Origin of the sequence: Haloarcula sp. NS06 (assembly GCF_051122755.1) — an archaeon.
Lineage (GTDB): Archaea > Halobacteriota > Halobacteria > Halobacteriales > Haloarculaceae > Haloarcula.
In genome coordinates this window covers 2,384,411-2,399,036 of record NZ_CP184844.1, presented here as the reverse complement: position 1 = coordinate 2,399,036, position 14,626 = coordinate 2,384,411, and the positions used below count along the sequence as shown (strand labels likewise).

At 62.5% G+C, this 14,626-nt stretch carries 9 protein-coding genes and 2 pseudogenes; 3 read left to right on the top strand and 8 right to left on the bottom strand.

Going from position 1 to position 14,626, the window contains the following annotated elements; genetic code table 11:
* The first annotated feature begins 41 nt into the window (after window positions 1-41).
* Window positions 42-956 carry an arginase gene (gene rocF, locus ACODNH_RS16335; protein WP_306706046.1) on the top strand — a complete coding sequence of 305 codons (915 nt, stop codon included), beginning with the start codon at window positions 42-44 and terminating at the stop codon, window positions 954-956.
* Here rocF and ACODNH_RS16330 read toward each other — a convergent pair whose 3' ends face one another.
* The 4 genes and pseudogenes from ACODNH_RS16330 to gyrB all read right to left on the bottom strand — a co-directional run bounded on the left by ACODNH_RS16330 (window position 957) and on the right by gyrB (window position 6,455).
* The gene (locus ACODNH_RS16330) at window positions 957-1,514 is read right to left on the bottom strand and encodes a hypothetical protein (protein ID WP_434530584.1); all 558 of its coding nucleotides are present in this window, start codon (window positions 1,512-1,514) and stop codon (window positions 957-959) included.
* Between the two features lie 18 nt (window positions 1,515-1,532).
* A pseudogene (locus ACODNH_RS16325) lies at window positions 1,533-1,670 on the bottom strand (FAD-binding oxidoreductase); the annotation flags it as partial.
* Between the two features lie 406 nt (window positions 1,671-2,076).
* Window positions 2,077-4,530: a DNA gyrase subunit A gene (gyrA, locus tag ACODNH_RS16320; RefSeq protein WP_434530583.1), complete on the bottom strand. Its 2,454-nt coding sequence runs from the start codon at window positions 4,528-4,530 to the stop codon at window positions 2,077-2,079.
* Window positions 4,527-6,455: a DNA topoisomerase (ATP-hydrolyzing) subunit B gene (gene gyrB / locus ACODNH_RS16315; RefSeq protein ID WP_306706040.1), complete on the bottom strand. Its 1,929-nt coding sequence runs from the start codon at window positions 6,453-6,455 to the stop codon at window positions 4,527-4,529. The genes gyrA and gyrB overlap by 4 nt, the downstream gene beginning before the upstream one ends.
* Before the next feature lie 138 nt (window positions 6,456-6,593).
* Here gyrB and ACODNH_RS16310 point away from each other — a divergent pair.
* Both ACODNH_RS16310 and ACODNH_RS16305 read left to right on the top strand, forming a co-directional pair.
* Window positions 6,594-8,985: pseudogene (locus ACODNH_RS16310) on the top strand (DNA topoisomerase VI subunit B).
* Window position 8,986: 1 nt separating this feature from the next.
* Window positions 8,987-10,093 (top strand): DNA topoisomerase IV subunit A, encoded by a 1,107-nt coding sequence (locus tag ACODNH_RS16305; RefSeq protein ID WP_306706036.1) that lies wholly within the window; start codon window positions 8,987-8,989, stop codon window positions 10,091-10,093.
* A gap of 27 nt (window positions 10,094-10,120) precedes the next feature.
* On the opposite strand, the gene ACODNH_RS16300 is transcribed toward ACODNH_RS16305, so the two are convergent.
* From ACODNH_RS16300 to ligA, 4 genes are all read right to left on the bottom strand, one after another.
* Window positions 10,121-11,404 (bottom strand): PQQ-binding-like beta-propeller repeat protein, encoded by a 1,284-nt coding sequence (locus ACODNH_RS16300; protein ID WP_434530582.1) that lies wholly within the window; start codon window positions 11,402-11,404, stop codon window positions 10,121-10,123.
* A 135-nt stretch (window positions 11,405-11,539) separates the two neighbouring features.
* Window positions 11,540-12,019: a hypothetical protein gene (locus tag ACODNH_RS16295; RefSeq protein ID WP_306706032.1), complete on the bottom strand. Its 480-nt coding sequence runs from the start codon at window positions 12,017-12,019 to the stop codon at window positions 11,540-11,542.
* A gap of 98 nt (window positions 12,020-12,117) precedes the next feature.
* Complete coding sequence (locus ACODNH_RS16290; RefSeq protein WP_306706030.1) at window positions 12,118-12,864, bottom strand: MBL fold metallo-hydrolase; 747 nt, start codon at window positions 12,862-12,864, stop codon at window positions 12,118-12,120.
* Window positions 12,865-12,928: 64 nt separating this feature from the next.
* A complete protein-coding gene (gene ligA / locus ACODNH_RS16285) occupies window positions 12,929-14,593 on the bottom strand; it encodes an ATP-dependent DNA ligase LigA (RefSeq protein ID WP_434530581.1) in 1,665 nt (554 codons plus the stop codon).
* Between the last annotated feature and the right edge of the window lie 33 nt (window positions 14,594-14,626).

Here is a 14,626-nt window from a genome sequence, read left to right as displayed (position 1 = left end):
CCAACGCTGGGTCTTTATTCGCCGCCCGTGGAGGCGATAGTATGGAACAACAGGTTCGCGTGCTCGGCGTGCCGATGGACCTCGGTGCCGACCGGCGCGGTGTCGACATGGGACCATCAGCGATACGGTACGGCGGCCTCGCCGACCAGTTGTCGGATATCGGTATCGACTGCATCGACGGCGGCGACATCGCTGTGCCACGACCGGAGGAGCGCGACCCCGATGCTGGCGGGCTGGACAGTGGGCGCGCGAAGTTCTTCAGGGAGACGAAAGAAGTCTGCGAGGACGTGACGACGGCGGTCGATGCGACCCTCCGAGAGGGACGATTCCCGCTCGTTCTGGGCGGCGATCACTCTATCGGCGTCGGGACCATCGCCGGCGCGGCCCGCGAGGACGAAGAGCTGGGCGTTATCTGGTTCGACGCCCACGGCGATTTCAACACACCCGAGACGACACCCAGCGGGAACATCCACGGGATGTCGCTGGCGGCTGTCCTCGGTCTCGGAGTGTTCTCGGATCACGAATGGGCGCACACGCCAGCGGTGAGTGAGGAAAACGTCGTCATCGTTGGTCTTCGAGACGTGGACGATGGCGAACGCCGGCTGATCGAAAACAGCGATATCACGGCATACACGATGTCGGATATCGACGCCCGGAGCGCGCCAGAGGTTGTCGACGAGGCGCTTGATATCGCGACTGACGGGACGGACGGAATACACGTCTCGCTCGACCTCGACTGGCTCGACCCGACGGAGGCCCCCGGCGTCGGGACGCCGGTCCGGGGCGGCGTCTCCTACCGCGAAGCCCACATTGCGATGGAGTACGTCGCCGAACATCACGACCAACTGCGCTCGATGGAACTGGTCGAGGTGAACCCGATTCTCGACGAGCACAACCGCACTGCCGAACTGGCCTGTGAACTCGTCGCCAGTGCCTTCGGCAAGCGCGTGCTGTAGCTATCCGAACCCTTCGTACTGCATCTCGGAGTCGGGGACCCCGACGCTCCGGGCGGCCCGGACCAGCGTCGACACCATCGCGCTGATGCCGCACGCGTACAGTTCGACGTTCGTCGGGTCGATGCGGGCGTCGACGCCCGACTGGGGTGGCTGTTCCTGGACGGCGTCGAACCGTGCCGGCAGGTCCGCGCCGGCCAGCGCGTTCCGTGCCACGTGTCTGACGAACACCGACTGGACGTAGTCGGTCGCGCCGTCCCAGTCGGTTAGCAGCGGTTCGCGCGTAAGCGTGGGGACGAAGTGGAAATGGTCGTACTTGGCGTCGAGTCGCCGGAAGTGGACCCGGTGAGGCAGGTCGTCCGCCCAACCACAGCCGAGGAACAGCCAGATGTCGCGGGGCTCGCCGTCGACCACGTCCCGCCCCTGTTCGAGCGTGTAATCGATCATGCTCTTGAACGGTGCGACGCCGGTCCCCGTCGCCAGGAAGACCATGTCACGGCTCGACGGCGGGTCCAGTACCATGTCGCCGTTCGGCCCGCGAACGACGACTGGCTCACCCACGTCCACGCGTTCAAACAGCCTGCTGGTCAGTTTTCCGCCGGGGACCAGTCGGATACAGAACTCCAGTTCGTCCTCACTGGGGGAATTAGCCAGCGAGTACGCTCGTGGCGTGTTCCGGAGCCTGAGCGTGACATACTGGCCAGGTGCAAAATCCAGTCCACGTCGGGTTTGACACGCAGTCGCAACAGCGATGGATAGGGACGGTCGAAGCGCTCGGCCAGTGTTTCGATCCGCGCGAGTCGCCGTTCCGATGCCCCTGCGTCACGAACGCGGTCCAGCAATGCCGACCACCGGATCGTCGACCCGTTCCGGGCGGCCGCCACCCACGACCGGTCCCCGACGGGTGCGATCTGGTCGCGGACCGCCGCTAGCACCTCGTTGTTACGGTTGCGATCCATCGGTTCGACGAGCGTCACCCGTGCGTTCTCGGTGACCAGCGGCAACTGTGCCGCCCGGTCGTGCTGTGAGAGATGCCGGGGCAGGTCCATGGGCGGGGTACGTCGTCGATACGGGTATGTCTATGCCACGGACATAGCAACCAGATGAAAAAGATCGCTCGCGGCTACTGGTCGGTCTTTGCCGGGACGACCGTTACGCTCGCCACGCGGTCGTCGTCTTCGAGTCCCATAATCGTCACACCCTTCGTGTTCCGGCCGACCTGCGACACGTCGCCGGCGCGGATACGCATGATCTGGCCCTGTTCGGACATGATGACCAGATGGTCCTCGTCGGTGACCGCCTTGGCCGTCGACACGCGACCGTTGCGGTCGTCGGTCTTGATGTCGATGAGTCCCTTGCCGTAGCGGGACTGGGTGCGGTACTCGTCGAGTTTGGTCCGCTTCCCGAAGCCGTGTTCCGTGACGGTCAGCAGCGACCGGGGGTCGTCGTCGTCGTCAGTAGCGACCATCGCCGCGACCTTGTCGTCGCCCTGCAGCTTGATGCCGTTGACACCACGTGCGGAACGGCCCATCTCGCTGACTTCGCTCTCGCTGAAGCGGATGGTCATGCCGGCCTCCGTGGCGATGACGAGGTCGCCAGTGCCGTTGGTGACGCCCACGTCGATGAGTTCGTCGCCGTCTTCGAGCTTGGCGGCTATAATACCCGTCGAGAGGATGTTCTCGAACTCCGAACAGCAGGTCCGCTTGACGTAGCCGTTCCGGGTCACCATCGTGATGCACTCGTCGTCGCCGAACTCGTCGGTCGAGACAACGGCGGTCAGTTCCTCGCCGTCGTCTAAGTCGATGAGGTTGATGGCGGACTTGCCCCGTGCGGTGCGGGACATTTCCGGGATCTCGTAGGTCTTGAGCCGGTAGACCTGTCCCTGATTAGTGAAACAGAGCAGGTAGTCGTGGCTGTTGGCCCGGAATACCTTCGAGACGCGGTCGTTCTCCTTGGGGTCAGCGCCGATTATCCCCTTGCCGCCGCGGTTCTGGGGATCGAAGTTCTCGACAGGCATCCGCTTGATGTAGTCGTCCTCAGTGATAACGACGACGCAGTCCTCTTCTGGGATGAGGTCCTCGTGAGTGACCTGCCCCTCATCCTCGATGATGCTCGTCCGGCGGTCATCGTCGTACTCGTCTTTGACTTCCTGGAGTTCGTCGGCGATGACGCCGTCGAGCTTCTTGCGGCTGTTGAGGACGGATTCGAGGTAGTCAATCGTGTCCTGTACGTCCTCGTACTCGTCTTTGATTTCGGCCGCTTCCATCGAGGTGAGCGAGCCAAGTTGCATCCTGACGATATGGGCGGCCTGATCCTCCGAGAACTCGAAGGACTCCTGCAGCCCAGTGCGAGCGGCGTCGCGGTCCTCGCTGTTACGGATGAGTTCGACCACGTCCTCGACGTTCTCGAGTGCCTTCAACCGGCCTTCGAGGATATGAGCACGGTCCTCGGCCTCGGCGAGGTCGTACTCTGAGCGCCGGCGGACGACCTCGCGACGGTGATCGATGTAGTGCTGGAGGCTCTCTTTCAGCGAGAGGACCTTCGGCTGGCCATCGACCAGCGCGAGGTTGATGACGCCGAACGTGGATTCGAGGTGGTGGTCGAGCAGCCGATTTTCGACTACGTCGACGTTCGCCCCGCGCTTGAGTTCGATGACGATACGGACGCCGTTGCGGTCGGACTCGTCGCGGAGGTCCGAGATGCCCTCGATTTTCCCCTCGTTCACGTCGTCAGCAATGCGTTCGACGACGCGGGCCTTGTTCTCTTGGTAGGGAAGTTCACTGATGATGATGCGACCCTCCTCCGGGTCGACCTCGTACTCCGCGCGGACCCGTAAGCGGCCGCGGCCAGTCGCATACGCCGAGTAGATGGCGTCGCGGCCGACGATGTTGCCGCCGGTCGGGAAATCCGGCCCCTTGACGTGTTCCATCAGGTCCTCGACGGTACACTCGGGATTCTCCAGCAGGTGGACCGTCGCGTCGACCAGTTCGCCGAGGTTGTGCGGCGGGATGTTGGTCGACATGCCGACAGCAATTCCGGAAGACCCGTTCAACAGAAGATTCGGGACCTTCGACGGCAACACGTCGGGTTCCTGCAGGCGGTCGTCGTAGTTGCTGGAGAAATCAACGGTGTCCTTCTCGATGTCTTCGAGCAGTTCCTCGGCGATGGGGGCCATCCGCGCCTCCGTGTACCGCATGGCAGCCGCCGGATCGCCATCCATCGAACCGAAGTTCCCCTGCCCGTCGATCAGCGGATACCGCATCGAGAAGTCCTGTGCCATCCGAACAAGCGTGTCGTAGATGGCCGAGTCGCCGTGTGGGTGGTAGTCACCCATCGTGTCGCCAACGATCGAGGAGGACTTCCGATGAGTGGTGTTCGAGGAGACGCCCATCTCGTGCATCGCATAGAGGATGCGCCGGTGAACAGGTTTGAGACCGTCCCGAACGTCTGGGAGCGCCCGTCCCGCAATGACCGACATCGCATAGTCGATGTAGGACTGCTCCATCTCGTCCTCGATGCGGACGTGCTTGATCTGCTCTGCCGGGGCGTTCGCATCGTCTGTGATGTCGGAACTCATATGTCGACCCACTCCGCTTCAGGCGAGTGTTCCTTGATGAATTCCTTGCGCGGTTCGACAGCGTCGCCCATCAGGATGTTGAACATTTTGTCCGCGGCCGCGGCGTCCTCGATGGTAATCTGCTTGAGAATCCGGTTGTCAGGGTTCATTGTCGTCTCCCAGAGCTGATCGGGGTTCATCTCACCGAGGCCCTTGAACCGCTGAACCTGAGTGGGGTTCCCGTTACACTTCTCTTCGATGATTTTGTCGCGCTCCGCGTCCGTCATCGCGTCGTAGGTGTCTCCACGGTAGCGAATCCGGTACAGCGGCGGCTGGGAGGCGTAGACGTAGCCCGCTTCCAGCAGCGGCTTCATGTGCCGGTAGAACAGCGTCAACAGGAGTGTCCGGATGTGTGCACCGTCGACGTCTGCGTCCGTCATCAGGATGATCTTCTCGTACCGCAGGTCCTCGATGTCGAATTCGTCACCGATACCGGTCCCGAGTGCAGTGATGAGGTTCCGTATCTCGTTGTTCTCTAGAATCCGATCCAGCCGATGTTTCTCGACGTTCAGAATCTTCCCTTTAATCGGGAGGATCGCCTGGAAATCCGGGTTGCGGCCCTGTTTGGCGCTGCCGCCCGCGGAGTCACCCTCGGCGATGAACAGTTCGGCTTCCTCGGGGTCCCGCGTCTGGCAGTCAGCCAGCTTTCCGGGCAGTGCGGTCGAGTCGAGTGCCGACTTCCGCCGAGTGAGCTCCTCGGCCTTCTGTGCAGCCTTCCGTGCTTTCGCGGCTTCGACAGCTTTTCCGACGATGGCCTCGGCCGTATCGGGGTTCTCCTCGAAGAAGGTCGCCAGCCCGTCGTGCATCGCCGATTCGACGATGCCACGGACCTCGCTGTTACCGAGTTTCGTCTTGGTCTGACCCTCGAACTGCGGGTCGGGATGTTTGATAGAAATGACGGCCGTCAGCCCTTCGCGGATGTCGTCGCCTTTGAGTGTATCGTCCAGATCTTTCAGCAGATTATTGTCGGTCGCATAATCGTTGATGACCCGTGTAAGTGATGTCTTGAATCCTGTGAGGTGTGTCCCGCCCTCGCGTGTGTTGATGTTATTGGCGAAAGCATGGATCGAGCCCTGCAGATCATCGGTCCCCTGCATGGCGATTTCGACTTGAACTGGCCCCTCCGCGATTTCCTCCTTGTCCTCGAAGTAGATGATATCCCGGTGGAGCGGGTCCTTGGTTTCGTTCAGGTATTCGACGAACTCACGGATGCCGCCGTCGTAGGCGAACGTCTCCGTGTCGCCGTCGCGCTCATCGTGGATAGAGATGGCAACACCGGAGTTGAGGAAGGCGAGTTCGCGCAGTCGAGACGAGAGTGTCGAGAACTTGAATTCGCCGGTTTCGAATATCTCGTCATCGGGCCAGAAGCGGACCGTTGTGCCCGTCTCTTCGTCGGGTTCGAGGTCACGGACCTCCTTCAGGTCGTACTCCGGCTTGCCGTGGTCGAAGCGCTGCTTCCAGAGCGCGCCGTCGCGCCTGACTTCGACTTCGAGCCACTTCGAGAGCGCGTTGACCACACTCACCCCGACCCCGTGGAGTCCGCCAGAAACCTGGTAGGACTTGTTGTCGAATTTCCCGCCGGCGTGGAGAATCGTCATCACGACCTCAACGGCCGGGCGGCCATGCTCTTCGTGGGTATCGACGGGGATTCCCCGTCCATCGTCGCTGACAGAGACGGAGCCGTCGTCGTGAATCGTTACGTCGATGTTGTCACAGTAGCCGGCGAGCGCCTCGTCGATCGCGTTGTCGACCACCTCATAGACAAGATGGTGGAGGCCACGAGCGTCCGTTGACCCGATATACATCGCGGGTCGCTTCTGGACGGCTTCCAGCCCTTCGAGGGTCTGGATCGACTTTGCGCCGTACTCATCAGACTCTCCTGACATAGGAACTTACCCGTCCTAATAGAGGGGGACGTATAAAGCTCCCGCACGCGCGCGGGACTGCGATTTCGGGGGCAGCGTTCACTTTCACTCTGGTGGCGATTACCTTTTAAGCCCGACGCGGGTACGTACCGCACGACAATGACCTCGTATCAGTCGCGACTCGGCGAGGGCGAAGGGATCGCCGAGGAGTTGGCCGAATCCCAGCGGGCCATCTCCATCGCCGAGTTCTTCGAGAAGAACAAGCACATGCTGGGCTTCGACTCGGAGGCCCGGGCGCTCGTCACGGCCGTCAAGGAGGCCGTCGACAACGCGCTTGACGCCTGCGAGGAGGCCGGTATTCTCCCCGATATCTACGTCGAGATTCAGGAGTCCGGCGACTACTACAAGCTAGTCGTCGAGGACAACGGCCCCGGGATTACGAAGGAACAGGCGCCGAAAATCTTCGGGAAGCTCCTGTATGGCTCCCGGTTCCACGCCAGAGAGCAGAACCGCGGACAGCAGGGGATCGGGATTTCCGCGGCTGTACTCTACTCTCAGCTGACTTCGGGCAAGCCCGCAAAGATAACGTCCCGGCCGAAGGGGCAGGACGAGGCGCAGTACTTCGAACTCATCGTCGACACGGACACCAATGAACCCGAAATCAGCGTCGACGAGACGACGACGTGGGAGCGCCCCCACGGGACGCGAATCGAACTGGAAATGGAGGCCAACATGCGGGCCCGGTCGACGCTGCGGGACTACATTCAGGACACCGCTGTTGTCAATCCCCACGCCCGCGTTGAGTTCGACGAACCGGGGCTAGAGCGAGTCCCTGAAGTTCGAGCGGGCCGAGCGCGCGGAACTCCCGGACGAGACAGAAGAGATCCGCCCGCACCCCCACGGCGTCGAACTGGGGACACTCCTGAAGATGCTCGAAGCCACCGATTCGTACTCCGTGTCTGGCTTCATGCAAGAGGAGTTCACCCGCGTCGGCGGGAAGACGGCCGACAGCGTCATCGCGAACTTCAACGACCGCCACTATGGCCGCGGCATGGCCTGGCAGCCGCCGAAGGTCAACGAGGACGCCGACATCGAGAGCGCTGTCGAGGATGCCGTGGCGAACAAGGGTGCTGAGACTACTGCGACGTTCGCCGCCGCCGTCTCCGATGCTATCCACGACCGCGACCGGGTCGCGTACCACGAGGTCGAATCCATCGTCGATTCGGCGGCCGAAGACGCCGAAGCGGACGGCGACACGACGTTCGGTGCGACAGTTCGAAAAAACGCCGTCGAAGCCGCCTGGGATGCCGTCAGCGATACTCTATCGAGCGACCTCTACGCCCTCGTTGATGAAGTGACAACGAAACGTAAGGACGACGCCGCAATCGAGGGGCTGGCGAGCCGACTGGCCGACAAGTTCGACGACGACGGCCGCCACCGGCTAACCCGCGACGAACTCCGTGACTACATCGACCGCGCAGCCGACATGACCGAGGAGCAAGATGACGCCACCTTCGGTGAGACGGCCCGCGAGAACGTCTTCGAAGCGCTCTGGATGGCCGCTGAGGGTGTCCCGGAGGAGCCGCCAAAGGTCTCCGATATCGCCGACGACCGCGATACCGCGAGTGAACTTCTGTCGGCGATGCGCGAGACGGACATTATCGCACCGCCGACGGACTGTCTCTCCCCCATCAGCGCGGAACTGGTCGAGGAAGGACTTCGGAAGGAGTTCGACGCGGACTTTTATGCCGCCTCGACGCGGGATGCGTCGGTCCACGGCGGCGACCCGTTCATCGTCGAGGCGGGTATCGCCTACGGCGGTGAACTCGAAAGCGAGGGAACCGTCGACGTGATGCGGTTCGCCAACCGCGTACCGCTGGTATACCAGCGCGGGGCCTGTGCGACGACTGACGTTGTGAAGTCCATCCGCTGGCGCAACTACAATCTTGACCAGCCCGGCGGCTCCGGCATCCCGAAGGGACCGGCCGTCATCATGGTTCACGTCGCCTCGACAAACGTGCCCTTCACCAGCGAGTCCAAGGACGCCATCGCCAACGTCCCCGAGATGGAAGACGAGATCGAACTCGCCATCCGGGAGGCCGCTCGCGAACTCAAGAGCTACTTGAACAAGCGCCGCTCGATGCAACAGCGCCGCGAGAAGCAGGACAAGCTCGCGACCATCCTGCCGGAGATGGCCGATAAGCTCACCGAAGTCACCGACAACGACGAGCTGCACATCGACGACTCGCTGGCCCGTATCATGAACAACGTCCTCGTCGAGCGCGAGGTTGAGGACGACACGGTCCGGGTCCGCATCGAGAACAACGACGACACGAACGCGGACGTGGAACTGACCGACATCGTCACCGCCGAACCACAGGTCACCAACGGCGCATCGGTCGTCGAAATGGACGGCGAGTGGTTCGTCAAGTGGTCTCCGACAGTGGCAGCCGGCGAGACCGCTGTCCTTGAATACAGCGTGACCGACGAGGCCGAGTTCACCGTCTCGGTCGACGGTATCGAAGAGGAGAAACTCACGGTGAACGCCTGATATGAGCACCGACTCAGACACCACACCCGACACCGAGGAAGCGCGCGAGCAACTCATCGACCTCGCGGCGGACTTCTACGACCAGTTCGCCGACGGCGAGGTCCCGACAATGACTATCCCGACCCGGACCAAGTCCAACATCGTCTTCGACGAGGACGAGCAGGTCTGGGTGTACGGTGACCGGAACTCCACCCGGTCGGCAAAGACGATATCCGGGGCCGAGAAGATTCTGAAGGCCGTCTACACCATCGATTTCCTCTCCCAGCAACTGGAGGAAGACCGCTCATCGACCCTGCGTGAACTGTACTACCTCTCTGAGTCCTGGGACCTCGACGAGGCCCAGTTCAACACGCAAGATGAGTCGAACAACCTCATCGAGGATCTGGAAATCGTCTCCGATGTCAAGCGTGAGGACTTCCACATGCGCCCGGAAGAATCCGGAGCGAAGGTAATGGGGCCACTGCTCCTCCGCGAGCAGACCAACCGCGGGGACCGCGAAATCCACTGTCAGGACGACGTGGGGCAGGGCGGCTACCAGATCCCGAACAACCCCGACACCATCGAGTTCCTCGACAACGACGCGAAGTTCGTCCTCTGCGTAGAGACCGGTGGCATGCGCGACCGACTCGTCGAGAACGGCTTCGACGACGAGTACGACGCGCTGGTCGTCCACCTCGGCGGTCAGCCAGCGCGGGCGACCCGACGGCTCATCAAGCGCCTCCACGACGAACTCGACCTCCCGGTTACGGTGTTCACTGACGGTGACCCGTGGTCGTACCGCATCTTCGGGTCGGTCTCCTATGGCTCTATCAAGAGCGCGCATCTCTCGGAGTATCTGGCGACGCCCGAAGCGCAGTTCATCGGCATCCGCCCGGAGGACATCGTCGAGTACGAACTGCCGACGGACCCGCTGGCGGACTCCGATGTCAACGCTTTAGAGAGCGAACTGGAGGACCCGCGCTTCCAGACCGATTTCTGGGAGGAGCAGATCGAACTCCAGCTCGACATCAACAAGAAGGCCGAGCAGCAGGCGCTCGCGTCTCGGGGGCTCGACTTCGTGACGGAGACGTACCTGCCCGAACGGCTGGACGAGATGGGCGTGCTGTAGACGCGGCATCGGCGGACGGCTTTCCGGCTATTCTAGCGCGTACACAGTGTCTTCTGCAGCGACGTACGCCCATTGTTTCCCGAAAGACAGGTCGGTCAGCTCGCGTTCAACATCGAACGCCCACTGTTTCGTCTCAGCGTTCATATCGAGCGCAAACTTGAACCGATTCCGTGGATCGCCGTACGCCCATGAGTCCACGTACAGTGTATCAGACACGACTGCCGCCGGCACTACCCCTTTAACATTCGTCTCCGGCCTCCACGTCCAGTCCAGTTCGCCGGTACTACTGTCGTGACCGCGAACCACGTCGCCACCCGTATAGAGAGTCCCGTTCTGAACCGGGGCCTGTTGGACGTACCCAGACTGGTCCGTTCGCCACCGTTGCTCGCCAGTCGTCGGGTCGAGCGCGGCGACGTGTGTCCCACCAACGTAGAGCGTCCCGTCGTGGAGCGTCGTCGATGCGATGGACCCTTCTCCGTGGGTCCAGAGCGTCTCGCCAGTGTCGGCGGCCACACCGAGTAGCGTGCCGTGGGTCTCGTCCACATCAGCGGCGTAACAGAGGGTGCCGTCGGTGGCAACCATCGTCTGGGAGTAGTAATCCGAAACGTCAGTGGCCCACCGTTGCTCACCGGTCTCAGTGTCGTACGCGTAGAATTGGCCGCGCGAGGCCACGTATATCGTCCCGTTATCCAAAACTGCCCCGTATTGGTCACCGACTTCGCCGGACCATTGTACCGACCCATCAGAAACAGCGAGCGCGTAGAGCGTTCGCCCCTGCTTCGACGGGGCGTCGGTGTTCGTCCCGACGTACACCATATCCTCGGTCGCGCCAAGCAGCTCCAGCCACCACTCTCCGGGAGCGAACGTCCACTGCTTCGAACCAGTTTCGGTGTCGAGTGCGACGACGATGTGATCCTTGTACAGCCCCTCTTTCCCGCTTACGACGAATACGCTGTTCCCGACGCGTATCGGCTGCGAGCGGATGCCATCGCTCGCGTCGTACGACCACTGCTGGCTCCCGCCTGCAGTTGCGAGCGATTTGACGGTTCCCGACTTTGTGCCGACGTAGACGCTGTCGTCCGTACTGGCTGGTTGGGCCGTGACTTTAGATTCAAGCGACTGCTGCCAGGCGACAAACGATTCCGTTTCCTTGCTCTGTGTGGGGGTGGCAGTCTCAGTCTTTGATTCCGTCATTGCCTCGGTTTCTGTCGGTGTTGTCTCTCTAGACTCGTTCGAACCGAGGCAGCCAGCGGTTGCCAGTCCGAGGGTCGCGGCACAGCCACGAAGGTATCGCCGACGAGAGGAGGGCATTGACAATCTAACTCCAGTCGCTCGGTAAGTACTTTCTGTCGAGTGAAATCAGTGCAGTCGGAGGCGTATGATCGATCCACTATCTGAGTAGCAGCGAACCCGATTGTGTTTGGCCTGATTCTGCGTGGCGACGAATCAATCGTGATTGGCCGACTGCTTCTGGGGCGGTAGTTTAAGCAAAGAACGGACAGATCGCTGGAAAGAGTTCCGTATCTGCTTCCCGACGGGCGTAAACACCAGCGTCGCAGCGAGACAGATCGAACTGAACTGGAGCACAGCCGTGGCCCACGGTGTAGAGGGCGGAACGAAGAGAAAGATGGTGCCGAAAAGCAGGACTATGTTGATGACCTGTTCAGTAACGAAATACCCGAAACTGGCCGCGAGTGAGGGTTGAAAGCCGGCTATCCAGAACAGCACGACGACGACCGTTCCGAACAGCAAGCCTGTCCCCATTGTCGATAGCGGAAGTTCGACCTGAATCGCATCAGCCACCGTAGCGCCGAGAGACCAGAGGGACGACCCAGTGAGGACCCAGACTAGCAGTAGGTGCCCAAATGAGGGCGCTCGATCAGTCGAGGACCGTGCCTCTCCTGCTCGTTTGCTGGAGCGCTCCATCACAGTCGTGTTCCTATGAGCGATTTAATACTGTTTTGACTGACAGGTGAAGTTGGGTGCCCGTCGTCTCAGGTCACGTGGTCTGGCTGTTGCACCAGCTAGCTTTCGTCCAAGACGACCGGGACCCCGCGTTTGGCGACGTCCTCGGCAAACGCACCGGAGTCCGCTTCCAGCGACTCAAACGTGTTGTAGTGCATCGGCAACACGAGGTCAGGGTCCATCTCTTCGGCGAGATCAGCGGCCTCGTGGCGGTTCATCGTGTAGTTCTTGGCGATAGTGGGGACGAACAGCGACACGTCGAGTTCGGCGTGGCCGTCCAGTACGTCGGTGTCGCCGGGCCAGAACACGCGGGTGTCGTCCAGCGAGACGAGGAAGCCACAGCCGATGCCCCTCGGGTGGATGGGGCTGCCGTCGTCTTTCACATTCCGGCCGTCTTCGTGGTTGTACGCCGGCATGGTCCAGATTGGGACATCATCGACCAGCACGTCGGCCTCCATCGACACCTTGCGGACCTCGTAGTCGAGATCGGCGAGGCGGTCGAGGTCGCGGTCGGTGGCGTGGACGTTGATACCCTCGAACGCGACGACAGTGGCGTCCTCACTCGCGACGCGGCGGATGCCATCGGGGTCGTAGTGGTGGATGTGAGTCACACAGACGATGTCGCCGTCCTCGGGGGCGTAGTCCTGCGTCGGCGGGTGGCCGATGCCGGGCGTGTCTGGCTCCCACTCTCCGGTGAGGACGCCGTACCGACCGGGGTCGAAGTAGACGACCGTGTCCTCGCCTTCCAGCCGCAGGGTCGCGTAGCCGAGCCACTCCGCAGTGATGCCGTCGTGTCTGACTGTCATGAACGGTTGTTCTTGGAGACGCCCATTACGCGTGTCGGTCCGTCTCGAAACAGCCCCAGTGGCGCTACTGTGACTCGGCTAGCCGCTCGACCCGCGCCAGCGAGTCGGCGCTGTCAGGCGTCTTGTCCGCGCGGACCGAGAGGAACCGCGGGAACCGAAGCGCGTAGCCCGAGGCGTAGGACTGCGAAGCCTGTATCTCCTCGTAACCCACCTCGAAGACGACCGCCGGTTCGAGAGTTACGTCGCGGCCATCCTCGCGTCGGATGTGGGTTTCGAACCGCTCGGTCAGGTCGTCCAGTTCCTCGTCGGTGATACCGGTCGCGACGTTGCCGACGGTGGCGTAGCTGTCGTCAGTTCGGACAGAAAGCTCGAATGAGCCGAGCACGTTCGCCCGGCGACCCTCGCCCCACTCCGCGCCGGTGACGACGCAGTCAAGCGTCTCTACGTCGGGTTTGCGCTTGCGCCAGTGCTTGCCCCGCTTCCCTGGCGAGTAGGCTGCGGTCGGGTCTTTCAGCATGATGCCCTCCCGTCCGGCGGCGAGGGCCGCCGATTCCAGATCCTCAATCTCGTCGGGGTCGTCGGACAGCCACATCTGGGAAACGACATCGCTGTCAGCCGGGAACAGTGATTCGAGGCGGTCATGTCGGGCCTCCAGTGGGGCGTCGAGCAGGTCCTCGCCGTCCGCATGCAGGCAGTCGAAAGCGTGCAGGCGGACGGCCACGTCTTCGCGTGCCGCAGCCACGTCGTGTTTCCGGCGGAAGCGCCGAAGGACCTCCTGAAACGGGAGTGGGTCGCCGTCCGCGTCGACTGCGACCACCTCACCGTCGAGGATTGCTGGTGCGTCCAGCGTCGACTCGACGGTATCGACGACCTCCGGGAGCGGGTCTGTGACTTCCTCCATGTTCCGAGAGAACAGCCGCGCGTCCTCGCCGTCGAAGTGGACCTGCACGCGAGCGCCGTCGTACTTCCACTCGACCGCGGCGCGGTCCCAGTCTTCGAGCGCGCCAGCGACCGTGCCCGCCTGTGCCAGCATCGCCTGAACGGGGCGACCGATTTCCAGCGTGATGGTCGCCAATCCGGGCTCGCCCTCGTCGCGGGCCACTTCGGCAACCATCCCGTAGTCGTTCGACACCTGTACGGCCCGCTCGACGGCCTCGACCGGCACGTCGAAGGCGGCCGCGACGGCGTCCCGGACCGTCCCCTCGCCGACGCCGATACGCATCTCCGAGAGGACGAGGCGGGCGAGGTAGCCGGCCTCCGTCGACGAGCACCGCGAGAACAGGCCAAAGAGGATGTCGACTTTTGTCCCTTGGCTTCCGCTGCCGTCGACAGCGGCCAGCTCCCGTAGCTCGGCGTCGAGTTCCGCGACGGTCAGCGCGTCGTCTCCTCCGCCACCAGCGCCGAACGCGGCGAGTCCTTGCTGACCGCCGAGATCGTAGCTGGCTGCGACGGCTCCGATCTCACCCATGTCGGCCAGGCGCTTCTCAACGTCGTCGGCACTGACGTTCTGACCCGCTGCCCGGGCAATCGCCTCGTAGCAGAGCCGCGGCCCGATATCGAGCGTGCGGGACTCGTAGGCCGGAAACACCCGGCCCTGTACGAAGCGAGCGAGCGTCGAGAGGTCCGGCCCTGCGTCGGTGAACAGGTCGGTCACCGCCTCGGTTATCGCAGTGTCGGCACTCTCAGCTTCGATTGCTTCGGCGCGGTCAGCGAAGGCGGCGAACTCCATCAGCGCCTCCTACCCGATTGGGCACTGTAAATC